Annotated in this window: 8 protein-coding genes, 1 pseudogene and 3 CRISPR repeat arrays (1 of these 12 cut by a window edge); of the genes and pseudogenes, 1 reads left to right on the top strand and 8 read right to left on the bottom strand. The window is 72.2% G+C overall.

The features are described 5' to 3' along the window. Positions 1-7: 7 nt before the first annotated feature. The 7 genes from cas6e to HS99_RS04055 all read right to left on the bottom strand — a co-directional run bounded on the left by cas6e (position 8) and on the right by HS99_RS04055 (position 13,287). Complete coding sequence (gene cas6e / locus HS99_RS04025; RefSeq protein WP_030557336.1) at positions 8-664, bottom strand: type I-E CRISPR-associated protein Cas6/Cse3/CasE; 657 nt, start codon at positions 662-664, stop codon at positions 8-10. Next, a complete protein-coding gene (cas5e, locus tag HS99_RS04030; RefSeq protein WP_030557337.1) occupies positions 661-1,488 on the bottom strand; it encodes a type I-E CRISPR-associated protein Cas5/CasD in 828 nt (275 codons plus the stop codon). The genes cas6e and cas5e overlap by 4 nt, the downstream gene beginning before the upstream one ends. After that, positions 1,485-2,657: a type I-E CRISPR-associated protein Cas7/Cse4/CasC gene (cas7e, locus tag HS99_RS04035; protein WP_030557338.1), complete on the bottom strand. Its 1,173-nt coding sequence runs from the start codon at positions 2,655-2,657 to the stop codon at positions 1,485-1,487. The genes cas5e and cas7e overlap by 4 nt, the downstream gene beginning before the upstream one ends. A 51-nt stretch (positions 2,658-2,708) precedes the next feature. After that, positions 2,709-3,488, bottom strand: a complete 780-nt coding sequence (gene casB / locus HS99_RS04040) for a type I-E CRISPR-associated protein Cse2/CasB (RefSeq protein ID WP_050366222.1) — start codon at positions 3,486-3,488, stop codon at positions 2,709-2,711. Then, a complete protein-coding gene (casA, locus tag HS99_RS04045; protein WP_043481441.1) occupies positions 3,485-5,083 on the bottom strand; it encodes a type I-E CRISPR-associated protein Cse1/CasA in 1,599 nt (532 codons plus the stop codon). Before casA ends, casB begins: the two co-directional genes overlap by 4 nt. 214 nt (positions 5,084-5,297) lie before the next feature. Beyond that, on the bottom strand, positions 5,298-8,129 hold the full coding sequence (locus HS99_RS04050; protein ID WP_030557343.1) for a CRISPR-associated helicase/endonuclease Cas3: 2,832 nt from the start codon (positions 8,127-8,129) through the stop codon (positions 5,298-5,300). Positions 8,130-8,961: 832 nt separating this feature from the next. Continuing rightward, positions 8,962-9,845: direct repeats of the CRISPR family, unit length 29 nt; unit sequence GTCCTCCCCGCGCCTGCGGGGGTCAGCCG. 1,450 nt (positions 9,846-11,295) lie between these two features. Then, complete coding sequence (locus tag HS99_RS04055) at positions 11,296-13,287, bottom strand: hypothetical protein (protein ID WP_141763653.1); 1,992 nt, start codon at positions 13,285-13,287, stop codon at positions 11,296-11,298. A gap of 544 nt (positions 13,288-13,831) precedes the next feature. Continuing rightward, a CRISPR array of direct repeats spans positions 13,832-14,776; the repeat unit is 29 nt; unit sequence GTCCTCCCCGCGCCCGCGGGGGTCAGCCG. Positions 14,777-15,734: 958 nt separating this feature from the next. Between HS99_RS04055 and HS99_RS04060 the strand changes: the two genes are divergently transcribed. Next, on the top strand, positions 15,735-16,277 hold the full coding sequence (locus HS99_RS04060; RefSeq protein WP_141763654.1) for a hypothetical protein: 543 nt from the start codon (positions 15,735-15,737) through the stop codon (positions 16,275-16,277). Between the two features lie 25 nt (positions 16,278-16,302). Here the strand turns inward: HS99_RS04060 and pspAB are convergent. Continuing rightward, positions 16,303-16,404, bottom strand: a pseudogene (gene pspAB / locus HS99_RS48340) (PspA-associated protein PspAB); the annotation flags it as partial. 620 nt (positions 16,405-17,024) lie between these two features. Next, positions 17,025-18,772: a CRISPR direct-repeat array (repeat unit 29 nt; unit sequence GTCCTCCCCGCAGGCGCGGGGGTCAGCCG); it runs 1,732 nt beyond the window's last position.

An 18,772-nucleotide genomic window follows, 5' to 3' on the forward strand; every position in this document is an offset into this window, starting at 1 on the left:
CGGGTGGTCACGCGGGTTCCCGGTGGGGGGCGATGCTGAGGAGGCCACAGCCGTAGGCCTTGCCCTTGCCGATGCCGTCGGTGAGGCGGGTGCGCAGGCGGTCGGCGTCGGCGATGACGGCGGTGCCTTCGAAGAGGATCCTGTGGTGCTGGACCTGGCTGCGGTCGCTGCGCCGGGCTCCTCTGGCGGCGTCCAGGGGACTGGAGTAAAGGGTGCCCAGGCGCAGGCCGCTGGTTTCGGCCTGCCGGGCCCACCAGTCGTCGGCGGCTGTGCCTTGGAGGGGCACGATGGCTTTGAGCTGGTAGAGCTCGCGGGTGGTGCGGCCGGGTTTGCGGATGGGGTTGGCGGCGATGCGGTAGCGGATGTGGAGGCCGGGGCGGAGGGCGTCCAGCAAGGGGGTGAGGGTTTTGGTAGCGGCCTGGCCGTAGCCGGCGGGGAGGCGGCTGAGGTCGGGTGGCTGGGTGCTCTGGAGGAGGATCTGGTGGCCTGCCGGTGTGGTCTCGCTGCGGAAGAGGATGCCGAGCCGGCGGCGCGGTTCGGGGTCGGGGAGGTTGTCGGGGAAGAGCGACATCAGCCGGTGGTGCAGGTCGACGGCTCCGGCGGTGTCGCGGCGGGCGTCGCGGCTGCGCGGGTCGGGGATGATGCGGGTCAGCCACAGGTTCATGCGGGGATGCTTTCGGGGCGGGTCGTATGCCGGCCGAGGTAGTCGGCGAGGGCGGTGAGGTAGTTGGCGCCGAGGCCCTTGCAGCGGTTGCCGGGCAGGGTGAGGGTGCGCTGGTAGCGGGGACGGGAGCGGTAGGCGCGGCGGCGGGGGTGGAAGGTGAGGGGGTCGTCGGTCACCTCGCCTGCGGGGGTGTGTCCGCTGTTCTCACCGGGCTGGGACTGTTCGCCGAGCCGGTCGAGTGGCTGGTCGCTGTGGAAGACGAGGTCGACGGTGGTGTCGTCGGTGGGTGTGCGGCGGGCGATGGGCAGGTTGACGAGGTGGTGCAGGGGGTCGTCGACCAGGCCGAGGAGCAGTGGGCCCTCAGGCGGGCAGGAGCGCCTGCCGAGGTAGGGGGGCCAGTGCGGGTTTTGCAGCGCTTGGGCCCACTTGTCGAGGAGGCTGGATTCGGCGGTGATGACCGCGGTGAAGGCCGCGTCGGTGAGGTAGTAGCGGTGGGAGAGCAGGGTGGCGGTGGCGCCGGAGCGCTTCTTGCCTTCCGCGGTGGTCACGGTGTGGGAGGCGGGCAGGCCGCCGCCGACGGTGTGCAGGTCGCGCAGGATGGCGCCCGGCCGGTCCGCGCGGACGGTCAGTGAGAGGGCGGTGAGGTCGCTGATGTCGTCGCCGCGCTTGCGGCCGAGGGCGCAGGCCAGCAGTCCGATGACGCCGGAGCGGGTGGGAAACGGTGCGGTGTCGCGTTCGTTGAACTCGCTGATCTCGCCCCAGGACTGCAGCGGCGCGGCCAGGCGCAGGAGCAGCCCCCGTGCAGCGGTGGCGTCGGGGCTCATGCGCCGGCCTTGACGGGGGCGGGGGCGAAGGCGGCCTCGATGGCGGTGTCGATGAGGCCGGAGAAGGAGTCGACCCGGGTGCCGAGGCCTGCGAGGTCCTTCTCCTCGAGGCTGGCCCACCCGGCGGCGACGGTGCCGCGCCCTGCGAGGAGCTTGTTCGCGGCGGTGGCGTAGCGGGCGAGGGCTGCGCGTGAGGCGGCGGCGTAGCCGCCGTGGTCGCGGGAGAGGACGGGCTGTTCGAACGCGGCGGCGTAGGACAGGGGGCGGTCGCTGCGCACGGCGATGTGGGCGAGGTCGGGGATGGTGTGGGGTGCGGTGGCGGTCTTCTTGGCGCGGGGGATGGAGAGGATGAAGGCTTCGGCGAATCCGGCGGCGAGTTCGCGGGCGGCGGCGTGGTCGTCGCCGAGGTTGTGCGCGAGGTCGGCGAGGTCGACGGTGGCGTAGCGGTAGAAGACGCCGGCGCTGAATTCGGCGTGGCCCATGTGGGCGCTGCCGGTGGTGTCGCCCCAGGCGGAGGTGACGTCGTCGACGGCGGAGAAGTAGTCGAGTTCGACGTCGGTGGGGTGGGTGGTGAGGGCGTGGGCGACCTGGACGGCGCCGTCGACGCCGGCGTCGTCGACTTCGGCGAGCATGCGGCCGAAGAGGTTGATGATGCCGTTGCGCGAGCGCAGGATGGCGTCGATGGCGTCCTTGGGCAGGACGCTCTTGTCTGTGGTCTTCTTGATGTCCTTGGCGTTCTCGAGGTCGGTGCGGTGGGCCGCGGCGAGGGCGGCGAGTTCGGCGACGGCGGTTTCGGGCACGTAGACCATGGCGTTGGTGGTGATGACGGGCGAGTCCTTGGCGGTCTCGAATTTGATGGAGCTGCCGGCGGCGATGTGCTGGCCGGCGCGCTGGGCGAGTTCGGCGGGCCAGCCGTGCTCCTCCTCGAGCAGGCGGGTGACGCGGGCGCCGATGCGGCGGGTGCGAAGGGCCTGCTCGCCGAAGTTGTCCTGGTAGTACTCGCGGACGGCGCGCTTCCAGGACTGGCTGCTGACGCGGGTGCGTTCGGTGTCGCCGTAGCGGACGGTCTTGACGGAGTTGTTGTCGTCCCGGTTGAGGTTGGCGAACGGGATGCTCTGGACGACGTGGATGTCGAGGAAGCGGGCGGTGGTGCGGTCGGGGACGGGCATGCTCTTCTCCTTCGAGGCGGGTGTACGGGTGGTCGTGCGGGCCGGACGTGGTCAGGCGTCAGTGCTGCCGGTGTCGTCGGCGCCGTCGGCCTGGTGGTCGTCCTGGTCGCGGGCCCGGCGTTCGCCGTCCTTCTGCAGGGTCCGGTGGTAGTCCTGGAGCCAGATCCGCTTGATGGTCGCGGAGCGGCGCCGCCACTGGCAGAGGTCGACGAGGAGCCGGGCCCAGTCGATCTCGACGTCCCGCTCGCGCAGCTGGCGGACGGCGCCCGGCAGGTGACGGTGCAGCCCGTCGACGCTCTGACGGGTCAGCAGGTTGAGGCGGGTCTCGGCGGAGGTCTCTCGCAGGCCGCTGCCCTGGCCGCCTTTGAGGACGCCGTCGGCGAACGCGTGGCCCAGGCTGCGCGGAGGATTCCGCTTGGCGGCGGCGGGGCCGGGGTCGTTCTGCGGGCCCGATGCGTCTTGGTCCGGGCCGCCTGCCGGATCGTCCTTCGTCTGCGCCTGGTTCTTCGCGGCGGCGTACTGGTCGCGGCGCTGCGCGGCGATCAGGGACGCGACGGTGTAGTAGGCGCGCTGGACGTCGCGGTTGCGCGTCTGCTCGTCGGTGAGCCACGATGCGACGAAACGGTGCATGAACGGCACGGCGTCCAGGTCCTTGCCCACCCCGCGGCGCAGGGCCGCACGCACCCCGGCGTCCTCATGGCTGCGCAGGTCGATCCTGCTAGTGAAGGCGCGGGCCCGCCCCAGCGTGGGGACCACGTCGGAGGCATTCGGGCGGGGGGCCTCGTCGTCGGCGGGTTTGGCGGGCCCCGGAATGGCGGCGGTATTGCTCACATGTCCTCCTTCGTGCTCGTGGCGCGGGTGCTGGTGCCGCCTGTCCCGGCGGCCTGCTTCACGGGCCCGCCGTACAGCTCGATGCGCGCGGCCGTGACGGCCTTGGCCCCGCGCATGGTTCCCAGCGCGCCGTAGGTGACGGTGTCGTAGGCCCGCTCGGCAAGGACGCGGAAGGCTGCGGGCGCTGCGTCGAAGTCGCGATCACCGAGGCGCTTCCAGAACTCGGCCTCGGCGGCCGGCCAGTATCGGGCCGCAGCGTCGACGGCCCACGTACAGTCGCGGATCTTGGGGGCGTCGGTGAAACCGGCCCAGGCCTTCTTAACCGCCCGGTTGAGACGGTTGCCGTACCGCTCGCCCAGCACACGCAGCCGGCCGATCTCGATCGCGATCGCCGCTCCCTGATCACGCTCGACGAAGCCGAGCACGGGCGGCGTCGTGGCGTCCACGAACTGCACGTCCTTGGCCTGCCCGTCCTGTTCGAAGCCGAGCGCACGCACCCTCAGCTCCTCCGAGACCTCCGAGGCGGTCGAGAACACGGCGGGCCGCCGCGGTTTCGCGCTCCCGGCCGGTTCCTGCAGGAGCAGGGCGTCCAGGTCCCGCCACAAGGCCCGGCGGGAGTCGGCCGGCCGCGGATACGCGTTGCCTTCCTTGCTGGTCTGCCAGATCAGATAGGGATCACCCTCGCGCGGGATCTTGTCGCGGAACGCCCACGTGATGAACGCGTCCCGGACCAGGCGGCCCGTGTCGTCGGGAACGAGCAGCAGCGCGTGCTGGGACCGGGCCGTCAGCCCGGAGCACGGACCCTTGAGCGCCGGCGGCGCCGCCACCGGATCGGGCAACTCCTCACGCTCCCACGGACACAGGTCACTGCCGCGCCGCACATCGCGGCCGGGCTCGGGAAGCCCGGCCAACAGGGACTCGAACAGCGACGCGCCCTCGGGGTGGTACGACAGCGTGCTGCGCAGCGGGCCCGCCGTGCTGTTGGCGGCCTTGACGCTTCCTACGGTGCGGCTGGAGCACCGGCCGGAGGGGCCGTAGTAGTGCCAGACAAGCAAGTGCAGGACGGCCTCGGCCGGGGTGGGCAGGTCGGGAGCCGCGCTGTTGACGTGCTGGAACCAGGAGTGGTTGTTGCCCGAGGGGCGGGTGGTGATGAGCTTGTCGACGCCGGCGGTGTTCGCCGGGTCGCACTGCCCGGCCAGGCGCGGGTCCTGGAGGAACGGGTGCACGGGGTCGAACAAGTCGAAGCGGTCGCGGGTGCGCCCGGTGAACTCCGCGACCGTCGTCGGGTCGAAGCGTCCACGGTCCACGAGGTCGCTTCGGCGCGTCGACCAGTTACCGGGCCGGGCTTCGTCGAGTCCCGTCATGCGGGCGGTCAGCGCGTACAGGATCCGGTACAGCGCGGACAGGGCGGGCGGAGTGGCGATCGCGACGCGTTCGATCTGATGGGCGCGCAAGAGGAGTTCGTGCAGTCCGACCTCGACCGGGCGGGCCGTCCCGTCGTGCTCCGGCTGATCGTCCCCTTCGATGCGGGGGAGCCACCGGACGGGGATCCACGGTTCGTCGACGAGGTTGAAAGTGGGTGGTGCGGATGACATGCGGCCTCCGGCGAGGCAGGTACGGGTGATCACAACGGTGGGTAGGCTCTGCGCGGTCCCCGCGCCGAGCGGGGGTGAGCCGTGCGGTGCTTACGAAGCCACCGCATCGGCGAAACAGTCCCCGCGCAGGCGGGGGTCACACTGCACCCGGACGGGCACCGACCCGTTCGGCAGCAGCACGCTCAACGTAGTGCCAAGTGCGGTGCTTACGAGGCTAGTTCGCCGAAATGCCCACGTCCGAGTACTCGATCTGCCGCTCGCCCAGCTGGCCTGTCCAGCGCTCGCCGTCGCGCCGCATGCGCAGCAGCGCGAGGTCGGCCAGCAGCGGCCGTTTGGTCCAGGACTTCGGTGGGGCGTTCTCGTCGGTACGGCCGGCGAGCCAGCTGCCGGGCAACGGCACCGTGTGCCGTATGACCAGCGCGACGGCATCCCTGTCCACGGTGCCCGGGGGCAGCAGCACGTCGTGATCGGGGGCCAGGCTCCACGTCCCGGCCTCGCGCTCGAACACGCACACGGCCCGTCCGCTGTCGGCACCGAGACGGGTGGTCAGCAGGTCCTCCGAAATGCCCAGGCCTCGCTCGCTCAGCCGGAACAGGTCGTCGACGACGTCGTATGGTGCGTCGATCTCCGTCAGCTGCGCCACCTGTTCCTGCGCGACGGCCGAGGCGATCCGCTCGGCGTCCATCCGCTCGAGCTCCCGCGCGGCGGCCGGCTCCAGGCCGGCCCCGAAATCGTCCGCGTAGACCTCGTCAATCAGCGACTGGACGTCCTCCGGGACCCGGATCGCGCCCGCAGCCTGCTTTTCGAGTAGCAGGCTGGTGCGGCGCAGCAGGGAAGCGTCGTAGACGGTGCCCCAGGTACGGGGTGCGGCCACGCGGTCCTTGTCGTCGAGCGGCTCCAGCACGATCATGCGCGGCTCATTGGGCTTTCCTGTCCACGCCGGTCGGTTGGGGCGCTCGTGGCGCTTGCCGCGGCCCGCGCGCTGGAGGAGCTGCGCGAGCGGGGCGAGGTCCGAGACGATCAGGTCGAAGTCCAGGTCGAGAGACTGCTCGACGATCTGGGTTGCCACCAGGATCGAGCCCTCGCGTGGTACGGCCGCTGCCGCCTTGTTCGCGGGCTTCCCGTAGGCGGCTTCGCACTCGGCGGTGATGCGCTGCCGTTCGTGGGCGGGGAAGCGGGAGTGGAGCAGCCGCAGGCCGCCGTCCCGGGCAGCGAGTTCGGGCAGGACGGACCGCAGATAGCGGTAGGTGCGCTGGGCCTCGTCCACGGTGGTGCAGCAGACGAGGACGCAGCCGCCCTCGGTGGTGGCCGGGGCCAGGATCTCGCGAAGCGCCGCACGGCGTCCCTGCTGCCCGGGCTTCTTGGCGGCACCGTCCGCGTCCCGGACGTCCCAGTGCACCCGGCGGCTCTCCATCCGCAGGGTGCGGGCCCGGCTGCTGCCGACCTTGCGCGGCTCGGCCACCGTTCCACTGTTGGCGTCCACGAAGAGCCAGCCCGGGTAGCAGGGCTCCACGGTTGTGGGCTCGTGGTATCCGGCGCCGCGCCGGTAGGCGTCGACGAGCGATGAGGCCGCCTTGCCGGTCAGGGTCGCCGACAGCAGTACGACCGGGGCGCCGAATGCCCCGAGCCACTCCAGCAGCCGCACCAGCAGGCTGTGCATCCACGGGCCGTAGGCGTGTGCCTCGTCCACCACCAGCACCTTGTCCGAGAGGCCGAACAGCCTCAGGAATCCGTAGCGGACCGGGAGCACTCCGGTGAGCGCCTGGTCGATCGTGCCGTTGGCGAGCGGCGCGAGCAGACCCCGCCGCCCGGTGCGCAGCCACTGGCCGGCCTCGGTGTCCGCGAGCACGGCGGTCCCGTCCGTCGAGCCCTGGCCAGCGGCGTAGTCCGGGCTCAGCCAGGCCATGCTGTGCATGAGGGTAAGCGCTCGGTCGCCCTCGATGTTCGCCTCCGCGAACCCGCGGACCCTGGTGAACATGGCGTCCGCCGTGGCCATCGTCGGCAGCGCGAAGTAGACCCCGGAGGCGCCGGAGGCCCGCGCCATCACCGAGGCCGCGTGGAGGGCGGTCTCGGTCTTGCCGTCTCCGGTCGGAGCGGTGACCAGCAGCAGCCCGGGCCCCTTCACCTGACTGGGCAGGTGCTCCGCGATGTCGGACTGCAGTGCGTTCGGGGGGAACGGGAACTGCTGAGAAAACGGCTTGTTCGGGAAGAGGGCGCGCCCGAGCCCGGCGTCACGCACCCACCTCGGTGCCGCCATGATGACCGACTGGAAGTGCTCGGTGAGCTCTGCGTCGCAGGCTTTCCAGGCCTCGCCGGGCATTCGGGGCTCAATGACGTCGACTTGGCTGGCCAGCCAATCAGCCAGCACGACGAGCCCTACGACCACCACCGCCAGCTCACCGGGGAGCACGGACTCCAGCGCCTTCTCGGCACCGACCGTCCGCCTGACCGCATGCGCGTGGGCCAGCCGTTGTGCCTGCCAGCCTTCGGCAGTGCCGAGACCGGGCTGGTAGCCGGATGGCTTGGCGATCTCCTTGGCCAGCAACGCCTCAGCGAAGCAGCCGTGGTGGCCACCGAGGAGCTGGGCGACCTGGTGGGCCGGCGACTGCTTCACCCGCTTGCTGAGCGGGTAGCCGCACTTCCTGAAGAACTCGACCAGGCCCCAGTGCGTCGCCGTCTCGTGCCTCAGGTAACCACTGCGCTTCGCCGCCGGGTTGTCCTCCGCGTACGCCGGATCGGCAAGCAGCTTCGCGAACTCCTCGGCGACCTGCTGCTGGAAGTGAAGCGAAATCTTCCCGATGTCATGCAGCCCTGCCCACAACATCACCATCTCCCGGGCCTCACGCTCCGCGACACCCATGGCCACCGCAAGCCGCCTCCGTACGCGCTCGCTCAGGACCGCGTCCCACAGGGCACCCGCGACGGCCGCAGTGTCCAGGAGATGGCAGATCACGGGATACGGACCGGGCAAGCCCGCGCTCTTGCCCCACAGACGCCGATCTGGACGCTCAGGTCCGGAGACACCGACGAGGTAGCTGTCAGTCATGGCCGAACACCTATCAGCCACCACTGACACCGATGCTGACACTCAGGTCCCGGAGGTCGTGGCTCAGCCACGGACTGACGCCCTGCTGCGCTGTCTTCGGGTAGTTCTGTCCGGCTGCCGGGAGCTGCAGGAACCGCGGGAGACAGCGTGGTCCTCCCCGCGAGCACAGGGTCAGCCTCACGGGACAAGACACCTCCCCAGTCAGGCGGGCTCACGCACACGTTCGACCGCGCCGACAAGTTGCGCACGTACTCCCGCCCAAACCGAGCACACACCCAACGTGGAGCCTGCGCCATGACACGATGAAGTTCGCTCCTTGACACCACAACAGCGCATCCACCATCACATCCCGCCCTACAACACAGTCAATAAACAGCAAAGGCCCTGCTACGCCGCAGGTCAGAAAGGTCCTCGCCGCGCACGCGGGGGTCAGCCGCACGATGGTCTGCCGGGTGCGTATCCGGTGATGTCCTCCCCGCGCAGGCGGGGGTCAGCCGGGACAGCCATGTCCGACGCCACCCGCGTCCTCGTCCTCCCGCGCAGGCGGGGGTCAGCCGTTCTGGAAGCAGGGCCCCACGGTCGCCAACCCGTCCTCCCCGCGCAGGCGGGGGTCAGCCGCACTCGATCTGGATCGGGCGCGCCGGGGAGGGGTCCTCCCCGCGCAGGCGGGGGTCAGCCGATGTCGCCCATCTACAGCCTGACCACGGGTACGTCCTCCCCGCGCCTGCGGGGGTCAGCCGCACTAACTCGCTACCGGCATCTACCGCCGCCGGTCCTCCCCGCGCCTGCGGGGGCAGCCGCAGGAGAACCAGTGAGCAACCCCGTCGAGCAGGTCCTCCCCGCGCCTGCGGGGGTCAGCCGGTGAGACCGGACAGCGCGTCCGGCACCTCGGAGTCCTCCCCGCGCCTGCGGGGGTCAGCCGTACCCGGGTCATGCTGAATCTGGCCGACCCGGGTCCTCCCCGCGCCTGCGGGGGTCAGCCGATGTCCATGGTTCCCCCCTACGGTGCGATCTTGTCCTCCCCGCGCCTGCGGGGGTCAGCCGGCGCACAGACGGACCGCACCTGGACCTGCCAGGTCCTCCCCGCGCCTGCGGGGGTCAGCCGAACACGCTGGGCGGCGGGTGTGCCGTAGTAGGGTCCTCCCCGCGCCTGCGGGGGTCAGCCGAACACGCTGGGCGGCGGGTGTGCCGTAGTAGGGTCCTCCCCGCGCCTGCGGGGGTCAGCCGGCGTCCAGACCGGCGGTCAGGTCCATGTCGAGGTCCTCCCCGCGCCTGCGGGGGTCAGCCGCCGAGCGGCTGCGCGAGCAGGCCGAGAACGACGGCCTCCCCGCGCCTGCGGGGGTTAGCCGCCAGCCGCCAGGGGCGGTCAGGGTGCGGACCCGTTCTTCCTGCGCCTGCGGGGGTCAGCCGGGCCAGGACACCGGCACCGGCGGCATCATCAGGTCCTCCCCGCGCCTGCGGGGGTCAGCCGCCTGGCAGCCTGCGGGCCAACTCGGACATCCTGTCCTCCCCGCGCCTGCGAGGGTCAGCCGGTCCGCGTCCCACGCGGCGTCGACCCGACGACGTCCTCCCCGTGCCTGCGGGGGTCAGCCGTCGTCGCACTCGACCGGGTCAGGGCGCTTCGGGTCCTCCCCGCGCCTGCGGGGGTCAGCCGGCCACCCAGTTCGGGTTGTAGTCCTCCCACTTGTCCTCCCCGCGCCTGCGGGGGTCAGCCGGCGACGACGGTCACGGTCAGCACCGCGCTCAGGTCCTCCCCGCGCCTGCGGGGTCAGCCGTCCGTGGCGGCCGCCCCGCCGGCCGCCGGGCCGTCCTCCCCGCGCCTGCGGGGGTCAGCCGGTGATGTACTCCCGCATCGACTCCGGGTCGCAGTCCTCCCCGCGCCTGCGGAGGTCAGCCGATCGTGTTCACGGTGATCGACTTCCCGGAGCGGTCCTCCCCGCGCGGGCGGGGGTCAGCCGACGGGGGCGGCGCTGCACGCGGCGTCGGTGATGTCCTCTCCGCGCAGGCGGGGGTCAGCCGATCTGGTCCCTTTCGTCCTCCCCGCACCCCGCGGGGGTCAGCCGGCCGCCAGCACGGTGCTCGCCGAGGTGCTGGAGCCCTCCCCGCACCCGCGGGGTCAGCCGTCGGGGCTCCGCTGCAGCGTCCGACACGGCCAGTCTTCCCCGCACCCGTGGGGGTCAGCCGGAGACCGTCGCGGGCACGTACGTCGCGCCCAGTTCTCCCCGCGCCTGCGGGGGTCAGCTGGCCCCGACGACGCAGAATCGGGAAACCACAAAGTCCTCCCCGCGCCTGCGGGGGTCAGCCGGTGTCCATTGCGGTGTCGTCCACCGCCACGAAGTACTCCCCGCGCAGGCGGGGGCCAGCCGTTCAGTGCCAGTTGTTCGCCAGCACTGCGGCCGTCCTCCCCGTGCAGGCGGGGGTCAGCCGGTCCGCCAGCTGCGGCAGCTCCGCCGGATCGGGTCCTCCCCGCGCGGGCGGGGGTCAGCCGACGGGGCGGCGCTGCACGCGGCGTCGGTGATGTCCTCTCCGCGCCCGCGGGGGTCAGCCGAACACCCACACGCCGGGCTGCTCGGGGTCGGTGTCCTCCCCGCGCAGGCGGGGGTCAGCCCAGCGAGGGTTCCTTACCAGGGAAACCGGAACTGTCCTCCCTGCGCAGGCGGGGGTCAGCCGCTTGTATTCGGGCATCCGAACCTCTCGTTTGGTCCTCCCTGCGCAGGCGGGGGTCAGCCGGCGAGCGCGGGGGCGCTGGCGATCCAGATCCGGGTCCTCCCCGCACCCGCGGGGTCAGGCGCCCTTCCGGCTCCGGTGAGGTGCGAACTCACCGTCCTCCCCGCACCCGCGGGGGTCAGCCGGGGCCCGGGCGCCATTCTGACGGGCATTCCCGTCTTCCCCTCACTCGCCCGTCGCCGCCCTGCTCGTCCTCGCGTCGCAGCCCCTTCCGACAAGGGGCGCGATCGCACTCGCGCGCGCGACCAGCTCACTAGGACGACCTGCACGCCGGTCGACCGGTTGCGGCCCGGCGCGCGCCAGACGGATGGGAACGGCTTCCCCAGGTCACCCAGCACCTTCACCAGCAGGGCTGGCATCCAGTCACGCCGTGCAGGGAGTCCAGCTCGCTCAGCCGGAGCGTTGGAGAGGATGGCGTTAAGCGGAGCCAGCGGGCCGGTCAGCGGTAACGGAAGAGCTGGTGCAGGCGCAGGACCTCGGACTGCCAGTGCGCGCGGGCCTCGCGGGTGTCGGCAGGAATCGTCCGGCCCAGGCGACGGGCCAGGCCCTGGTAGAGGGCGGGCGGGCTGCTGCCGTCCGCGGCAAGCAGCGAGGACAGCAGCGGTTCCTCGGCCGCCGTGCCCGCCTCCACACAGACCAGCACCTCCATCCTGTCGTCCGGGTGCAAGTCCGGCAGCGCGCTGCCCAGCTGGCGGTGCAGCCGCGACCAGGAGCTGGTGGAACGTTCCCGGGCTGCCTTCTTGAGCGCCCCGGCCACGGCGGCCGCGACCGAAGCGATCGATCTGGCCGGCAGCCGGGGCGGGCTCGCAGGCGTCTTCTTCTTCGAGCGCTCCGGCCGCTCGGCGGACGCGGTGCGACCCTTGGCGGGCACCGATGCGGCGTTTCCCTTGCCCTGCGTGACCCGGCCAGTGGCTGCGCCGCGCCCAGCCGTCCCGGCCTCTACCCCGAGTCGAGGCGTCGGAACACCCGCCGCCTTCCTCGGCACCGCCACAGTCTTACCAGCGGTCGCGCCGCGCAGCCGCCTACCGCGCGCCAGCCACAGCTGGGCCTCCTCACGCTGTGCCGGGGTCACCCGGGCCCCCGCGCTCTTCATCGTGGTGGCCAGCGAGTCCAGCATGTGCAGCATGGTGCGGGGTCCCATACTGGTCCCCAGCCGCCGCAGGTCGCCGAGGATGTGCCGAACCCTCTGATGCGCGGCCTCAGCCGGATCAACAGCCGTAGGCGGCGGGGACACGGACCTCGCTGAGCGAGGTACAGGGCTGCGCTCGCGGCTCGCGTTCCGGGCACTGCTCCGGCGCGCGTTCTTAGCGGCAGCCTCACGGGCCTCGGCTTCACGGGCCCACCTCTCCTGACGGCCTTGGTCCTGGAGGTATGCCTCCGCCTGGGTGGCGATGACGTGGTGCTCCGGGGTCCGGTCCCGAGCCGCATGGGCGTCGACCCAGTTCAGCAGGGCGCGCGCCGCCTCCCAATCAGAGTCCCGGACGGCTTGGCGCAACTGCCCAAACATCTCCTCGCGTTCCCGGTGATGTTCGACCAGCCACGACTGCGCCTGATCCAGCACCGTAGTGATCTCCTCGGTGGCGGGACCCCAGTCAGGGCCAGCTGCCTCGAGGTCGCGGCACGCGGACTGGACAGCAACCCGGGAACCGAACTCCATCGCGGCCTCCAGACGGCGCAGCGCGGGATGCACCCTGTGCGCGCTCTGTGTCTGCTGCCCCTGTGGTGCGGGTGGCCTCCAGACACCCTGCGGAGCGTGGGTACGGCGGGCAGCGATGATGCGCTCGACGGCCGGCGTGCGGAAGCCGTCTGGCGTCATAGAGCATTCGTCGAGGCCAAACCACTCGGTCTCCCGCGCGAAGGCTTGTGTGCCGATCCGGACCCGCCTGGCTGTGCCGACGGTGTCGAACCCCACCCGGTGCACGTACCAGCGGTGCACCAGCGTCTCGTCGTCGACCGGCACCGACACGCCAAGGACAGGCTCGACCGCCTCGTCGTCCCACACCGGGGGCACTTCGCTGTCCAGATGCAGGCGCAACCCGCGAGCCTGACGCCCCCACAGGATGTCTACGGTGGAGCCCAGCGGCGTGCCGTAGCTGATGCTGGCCCGCTGGCGCCGCGCCTTCAGCCAGGCTGCGGCCGCGGACTTCGCGTACAGGTGGTCGGCACTGGTCACGTCCCGGGCCCGGCGCTCGCACACATGCAGGCCTGTGGGGTCGGGGAAGTGCGCGAAGTGGCAGACCCGGTCGGTGTAGAGCTTCGTCGTCAGCTGGGTGCCGCAGCCGCCGAGCAGCAGCCCGCACCAGAAGGTGTCCGCGGCGTGCTGCCGGCGGAAGGCGTCCAGTTCGATTGCTTCAAGGGGCAGGAGCAGTGGCTCGTCCGACTCCGCGCTGCCCAGCACCGCCGTCTGGATCCGCCGCTTGTCACCCGGCAACGACAACCCCCCAACAGGCGCCTGACCATGGACATCTCATCGTGCCACCGACCGGGCTCCCGGGCGGGGTAAATGCCCAGATCGTCCGGCTGACGGCACGCAGGAGTCTCTGGCCGACGCCGACGCTCGGACGATGGTCAACCGCGCCGGCGAAAGTACAAGGCGACGTCGGTGGGTGTCTGGCCGGCCAGGAGCACGAGAGGCTCCAGCAGCCCCTCCCTGAGCGCGTCGGTGCCCTCCGGCTGCGCCTCGGTCAACCGGCACGCGCAGGTCGTGCTGGAAGCTTATGGGCCGAGAGCAAGGGGGTCCGCTCGCTAGGGCACTCCTCGCAGGTGGGGGCCAGCCGCACTGGCGCCGAGGAGACTGCGCTGCCTCCTCCCCGCAGGTGCAGGGCCATCTGCAGTTTGGACCGTCCGACGAGGCCTGCGCCGTGACACGATGAAGACCGCACCTTGACACCACAACAATGAACTGCCAATCACATCCCATCTTGCAGCACAGTCAAGAAGTCGCAAAGACCCTCCTGTGTCGCAGGTCAGGAAGTGTCCTCCCCGCGCCCGCGGGGGTCAGCCGACCATGACCCGACTGACCGAGTACCGCGAGGAGTCCTCCCCGCGCCCGCGGGGGTCAGCCGGGCACCGCCACCCCGGCGCCGGCGGTGGCTGCGTCCTCCCCGCGCCCGCGGGGGTCAGCCGCCCAGTTGTTCTCCGACAGCGACTTCAAGCAGGTCCTCCCCGCGCCCGCGGGGGTCAGCCGGCCCGGACCGGGATGGTCCGGGCCTCTGTCGTGTCCTCCCCGCGCCCGCGGGGGTCAGCCGCCGTCGCACGTTCCCGCGTGGGCGTTCAACAAGTCCTCCCCGCGCCCGCGGGGGTCAGCCGCCGTTCCCGATCGCCGAGGCCGAGACCGCCGAGTCCTCCCCGCGCCCGCGGGGGTCAGCCGGCGGGCTGCGGCTCTGCCGGCTGGCGGGCGCTGTCCTCTCCGCGCCCGCGGGGGTCAGCCGGTCCGGGCCGCCACGGTTGGGGCGTTGTCGGCGTCCTCCCCGCGCCCGCGGGGGTCAGCCGCGAAGGGGTACCTACGGTGGTAGCTGCGGGTGGTCCTACCCGCGCCCGCGGGGGTCAGCCGCAGCCGTGACCACCATCCCGCCGCCGCCCACCGTCCTCCCCGCGCCCGCGGGGGTCAGCCGTGGGGCAAGGGCCCGCTCACCGCGTCCCAGGTGTCCTCCCCGCGCCCGCGGGGGTCAGCCGATCGGCGACCAGATCAAGGCCACCCGGGCCCGGTCCTCCCCGCGCCCGCGGGGGTCAGCCGCAGCGGTGTGGGGGGCGGGGCGGCCGGTCAGCGTCCTCCCCGCGCCCGCGGGGGTCAGCCGCTCTCGACCCTCCTCCCCAGCCGCTACAACATCTCCTCCCCGCACCTGCGGGGGTCAGCCGGTCCGCCAGGTCCGCACCCGCTCGGCCGCCGCCTCCTCCCCGCACCTGCGGGGGTCAGCCGCTCGCCCAGACGGTCGCTCCGGCTGTCGAAAACTGCTCCCCTGCGCAGTCGGGGGTCAGCCGTAGCCCGCCGCCGCGGTCAAGGCGCCGCTCGCGTCCTCCCCGCGCAGGCGGGGGTCAGCCGAGCGGGCAGACTGGCCCGTACCGGCCCAAGAGGTCCTCCCCGCGCCCGCAGGGGTCAGCTGTCGGCAACGGGTGAAACGAGGGCCACGGACGGCGGATCAAAAGCGGGTCACTGCGAGTGAAACACTCCTCCCCGCACCTGCGGGGGTCAGCCGACGCTCAGCGCGGTGCTCCGCATGGCCCAGCACTCCTCCCCGCACCTGCGGGGGTCAGCCGTTCGAGGTCCACGCAGAAGGGCGCAGTGGGTAGTCCTCCCCGGGGCAGCGTCCTCCCCGCGCCCGCAGAGGTCAGCCGGGCATCGACGACCACAGCCAGGTCGTCATCAAGTCCTCCCCGCACTCGCGGGGGTCAGCCGACGGTTGACGACGCGCCGCGCCGCCAAAGAGTCCTCCCCGCGCGAGCGGGGGTCAGCCGCGGAAACGGCGGAGGAGCTTCGCCGAGCCGAAGTCCTCCCCGCGCAGGCGGGGGCAGCCGACGTGGTGGTACTGCACCGGCTGTCGTCACGGGTCCTCCCCCGCACGCGGGGGTCAGCCGGGGGACGCGAATGTGTATCACCGTCCGCGGTTCGGCTCTTTTGCCCGTACCTGCCCGGGGGCGTCAGTGCCCCGAACTGCCTGTGTGGGAGAGTACGACGCGATCATGAATCCTGGGGGTGGATCAGTGCGCACACGTCATCGCGCGGTGGTTGGGGTCGTTCTGGCGGTTCTCGGAGTGTCAGCCTGCTCCGCCGACCCGCAGGGCAGACCGGCGACCGGCGCGGCCTCCGACCGGACGCATCCTCAGGCTCGACTACGCGAAGGCCTGCTGACCCTGGACCGGCTCCCCCAGGGGTTCCAGTTGAACACGGCGGACGTCAACTCGACGACGACCGGTGCTCCGCATACCCCGTCCGCAGTTTCCATCGCGTCGATGCCGTGCTCCGAACTCGGTGTCGAGTCCTTCATGACGGCTCACGCTCACCCCGTGGAGGACGCGGCGGTGGGGGTTGAACGGACGCCGGTCGGCGACGACGATATGGGTTGGTTCGGCCAGGAGTCGCTCGACCGGTACGCGCCCGGACAGGCGGCCGAGGTGATGGCCGCCATCCGTGGAGTCGCCGGGCGCTGCGCTTCCTCCACCGACACGCTGGCGGACGGCACACCGCTGAGGGATACCGCGTCCGTCACGGCGGCCGGGGTCGCGGCCGATGACAGCCTGCTGCTCCACCTCACGTCGGCCTTTCCTGACGGCGGGCAGCAGTTCGTCAACGAAACCGCTTTCGTCCGCATGGGCGATGTGATCCTCATGGTGCAGCACGTCGTCGAGGACCATCCGTCGTCGGACACGGAAACCGTTCTCTCGGCGGCGATGACGGCGTACCGCTCGACCGCTGGCGGCTGACGCCGCGCCCTTCAGTCCTCCATGCCGGGGCGCCCCAGAGCGGGAACCAGCGGGACAGGTCCGGTTCGATACGAAGATCGCTCTTGAGCATGTTGGAGATCTCGATCTCCAGAGCGTTGTTCCGCTTCCCTGCCCACGCTGTTTACACATCGGGTAGAAGGTGCCGCAGAAGTCCTCCCCGCACCCGCGGGGGGCCAGTCGCGCTGGCCAAGGCCGCCCACGAGGTCATTGCCCTCCACCTCGCACATGCGGGGGTCAGCCGACGACCACCGCCTTCAACACTGGCGGCGCGCTGTCCTCCCCGCGCAGGCGGGGGTCAGCCCCGGCCGTGGGCGTCGTGACGCGGGAGCGCGCCGTCCTTCCCGCGCGGGCGGGGGTCAGCCGTCCCCGAACTACGTGCAGGGCGCCGTGGGCTGGTCCTCCCCGCGCAGGCGGGGGGTCAGCCGAGCTGCCCGGACTGGGAGTTGGTGCAGATGTAGTCCTCCCCGCGCCCGCGGGGGCAGCCGAGGCCGGCACTCTCCAGGTGCCCGAGGTGGGTGTCCTCCCCGCGCCACTGCGGTTGTGTCCAGGGCCTCGCTGGCGGGGCGAGTCCTCCGCGCAGCCGGACGACGTCGCCTTTGGCGTGGCACGATGAGACACGGTTCCTTGACAGCACAACAGCACAACAGCACACCCGCCGTCACGGCCCGCCGTGTGCAGCCAAGTCAAGAAACGGCAAAGGCCCCGCTGCGCCGCAGGTCGGAAAGTGTCCTCCCCGCAGGCGCGGGGGTCAGCCGGTCAGTTCACTGGTCGCACCCTTGATCAACTGGTCCTCCCCGCAGGCGCGGGGGTCAGCCGCTTGCCGCCGTGGTGCTGTGCTTGGCCGCCCGGTCCTCCCCGCAGGCGCGGGGGTCAGCCGGAGAAGCCTGATCTCCCGGGTGCTGAGGCGTTGTCCTCCCCGCAGGCGCGGGGGTCAGCCGACAGCAAGGGCCTAGAGAGGCATCCATGTACGGTCCTCCCCGCAGGCGCGGGGGTCAGCCGACGACGGCCGCAGCAGCAGCGCCGATCCAGTCGTCCTCCCCGCAGGCGCGGGGGTCAGCCGAGACGGCTAAGGCCTGCCCCGAGCGCGACGCGGTCCTCCCCGCAGGCGCGGGGGTCAGCCGCCCACGCCCGTCAACCTCGGCAAGCCCCGCCAGTCCTCCCCGCAGGCGCGGGGGTCAGCCGGTTGTGATCCCCTTGCGGGCGTTGACGACCTGGTCCTCCCCGCAGGCGCGGGGGTCAGCCGCAAAAAGCGCGCGCTCCCATCCCTGCTACGGGGTCCTCCCCGCAGGCGCGGGGGTCAGCCGACGTGCGAGGCGGGCCCGTGGACAACTGCGGAGTCCTCCCCGCAGGCGCGGGGGTCAGCCGGCCTCGCCGGCATCGACGTCCTGGTCGTCGACGTCCTCCCCGCAGGCGCGGGGGTCAGCCGGTGATGTTCACGGGCGGGTGCCTTTCGGATCGGTCCTCCCCGCAGGCGCGGGGGTCAGCCGCTCGTCTACGCCACCCGCCACTTCCACAACCGGTCCTCCCCGCAGGCGCGGGGGTCAGCCGTTGCAGAGCTGAATTCCCCGGTGGTTTCGCACGTCCTCCCCGCAGGCGCGGGGGTCAGCCGACGGACACGTACTCGTGGTTGTCCTCGGTGTAGTCCTCCCCGCAGGCGCGGGGGTCAGCCGTCGCAACCCGGTGCACCATGCACCCACTTTTCGTCCTCCCCGCAGGCGCGGGGGTCAGCCGGCGCCCAGGCGCCGTTCTGACGGATGTTTGGCGTCCTCCCCGCAGGCGCGGGGGTCAGCCGCCGTACGAGCAGCGCCGAAGCCTGGCCACCGCGTCCTCCCCGCAGGCGCGGGGGTCAGCCGGTGCTGTGACCAGGCGGCGAGTAGGTGGTCATGTCCTCCCCGCAGGCGCGGGGGTCAGCCGGCCGCGACGACGAACGTCATCTGCCTCGCCCCGTCCTCCCCGCAGGCGCGGGGGTCAGCCGGACGGCCGGGCCCTGTACGCGGTGCCCGGGGTGTCCTCCCCGCAGGCGCGGGGGTCAGCCGCCGTACGAGCAGCGCCGAAGCCTGGCCACCGCGTCCTCCCCGCAGGCGCGGGGGTCAGCCGGTGCTGTGACCAGGCGGCGAGTAGGTGGTCATGTCCTCCCCGCAGGCGCGGGGGTCAGCCGGCCGCGACGACGAACGTCATCTGCCTCGCCCCGTCCTCCCCGCAGGCGCGGGGGTCAGCCGGACGGCCGGGCCCTGTACGCGGTGCCCGGGGTGTCCTCCCCGCAGGCGCGGGGGTCAGCCGCCGTACGAGCAGCGCCGAAGCCTGGCCACCGCGTCCTCCCCGCAGGCGCGGGGGTCAGCCGGTGCTGTGACCAGGCGGCGAGTAGGTGGTCATGTCCTCCCCGCAGGCGCGGGGGTCAGCCGGCCGCGACGACGAACGTCATCTGCCTCGCCCCGTCCTCCCCGCAGGCGCGGGGGTCAGCCGGACGGCCGGGC

The organism is Kitasatospora aureofaciens (assembly GCF_001188955.3).
In the GTDB taxonomy this organism is placed as follows: domain Bacteria; phylum Actinomycetota; class Actinomycetes; order Streptomycetales; family Streptomycetaceae; genus Kitasatospora; species Kitasatospora aureofaciens.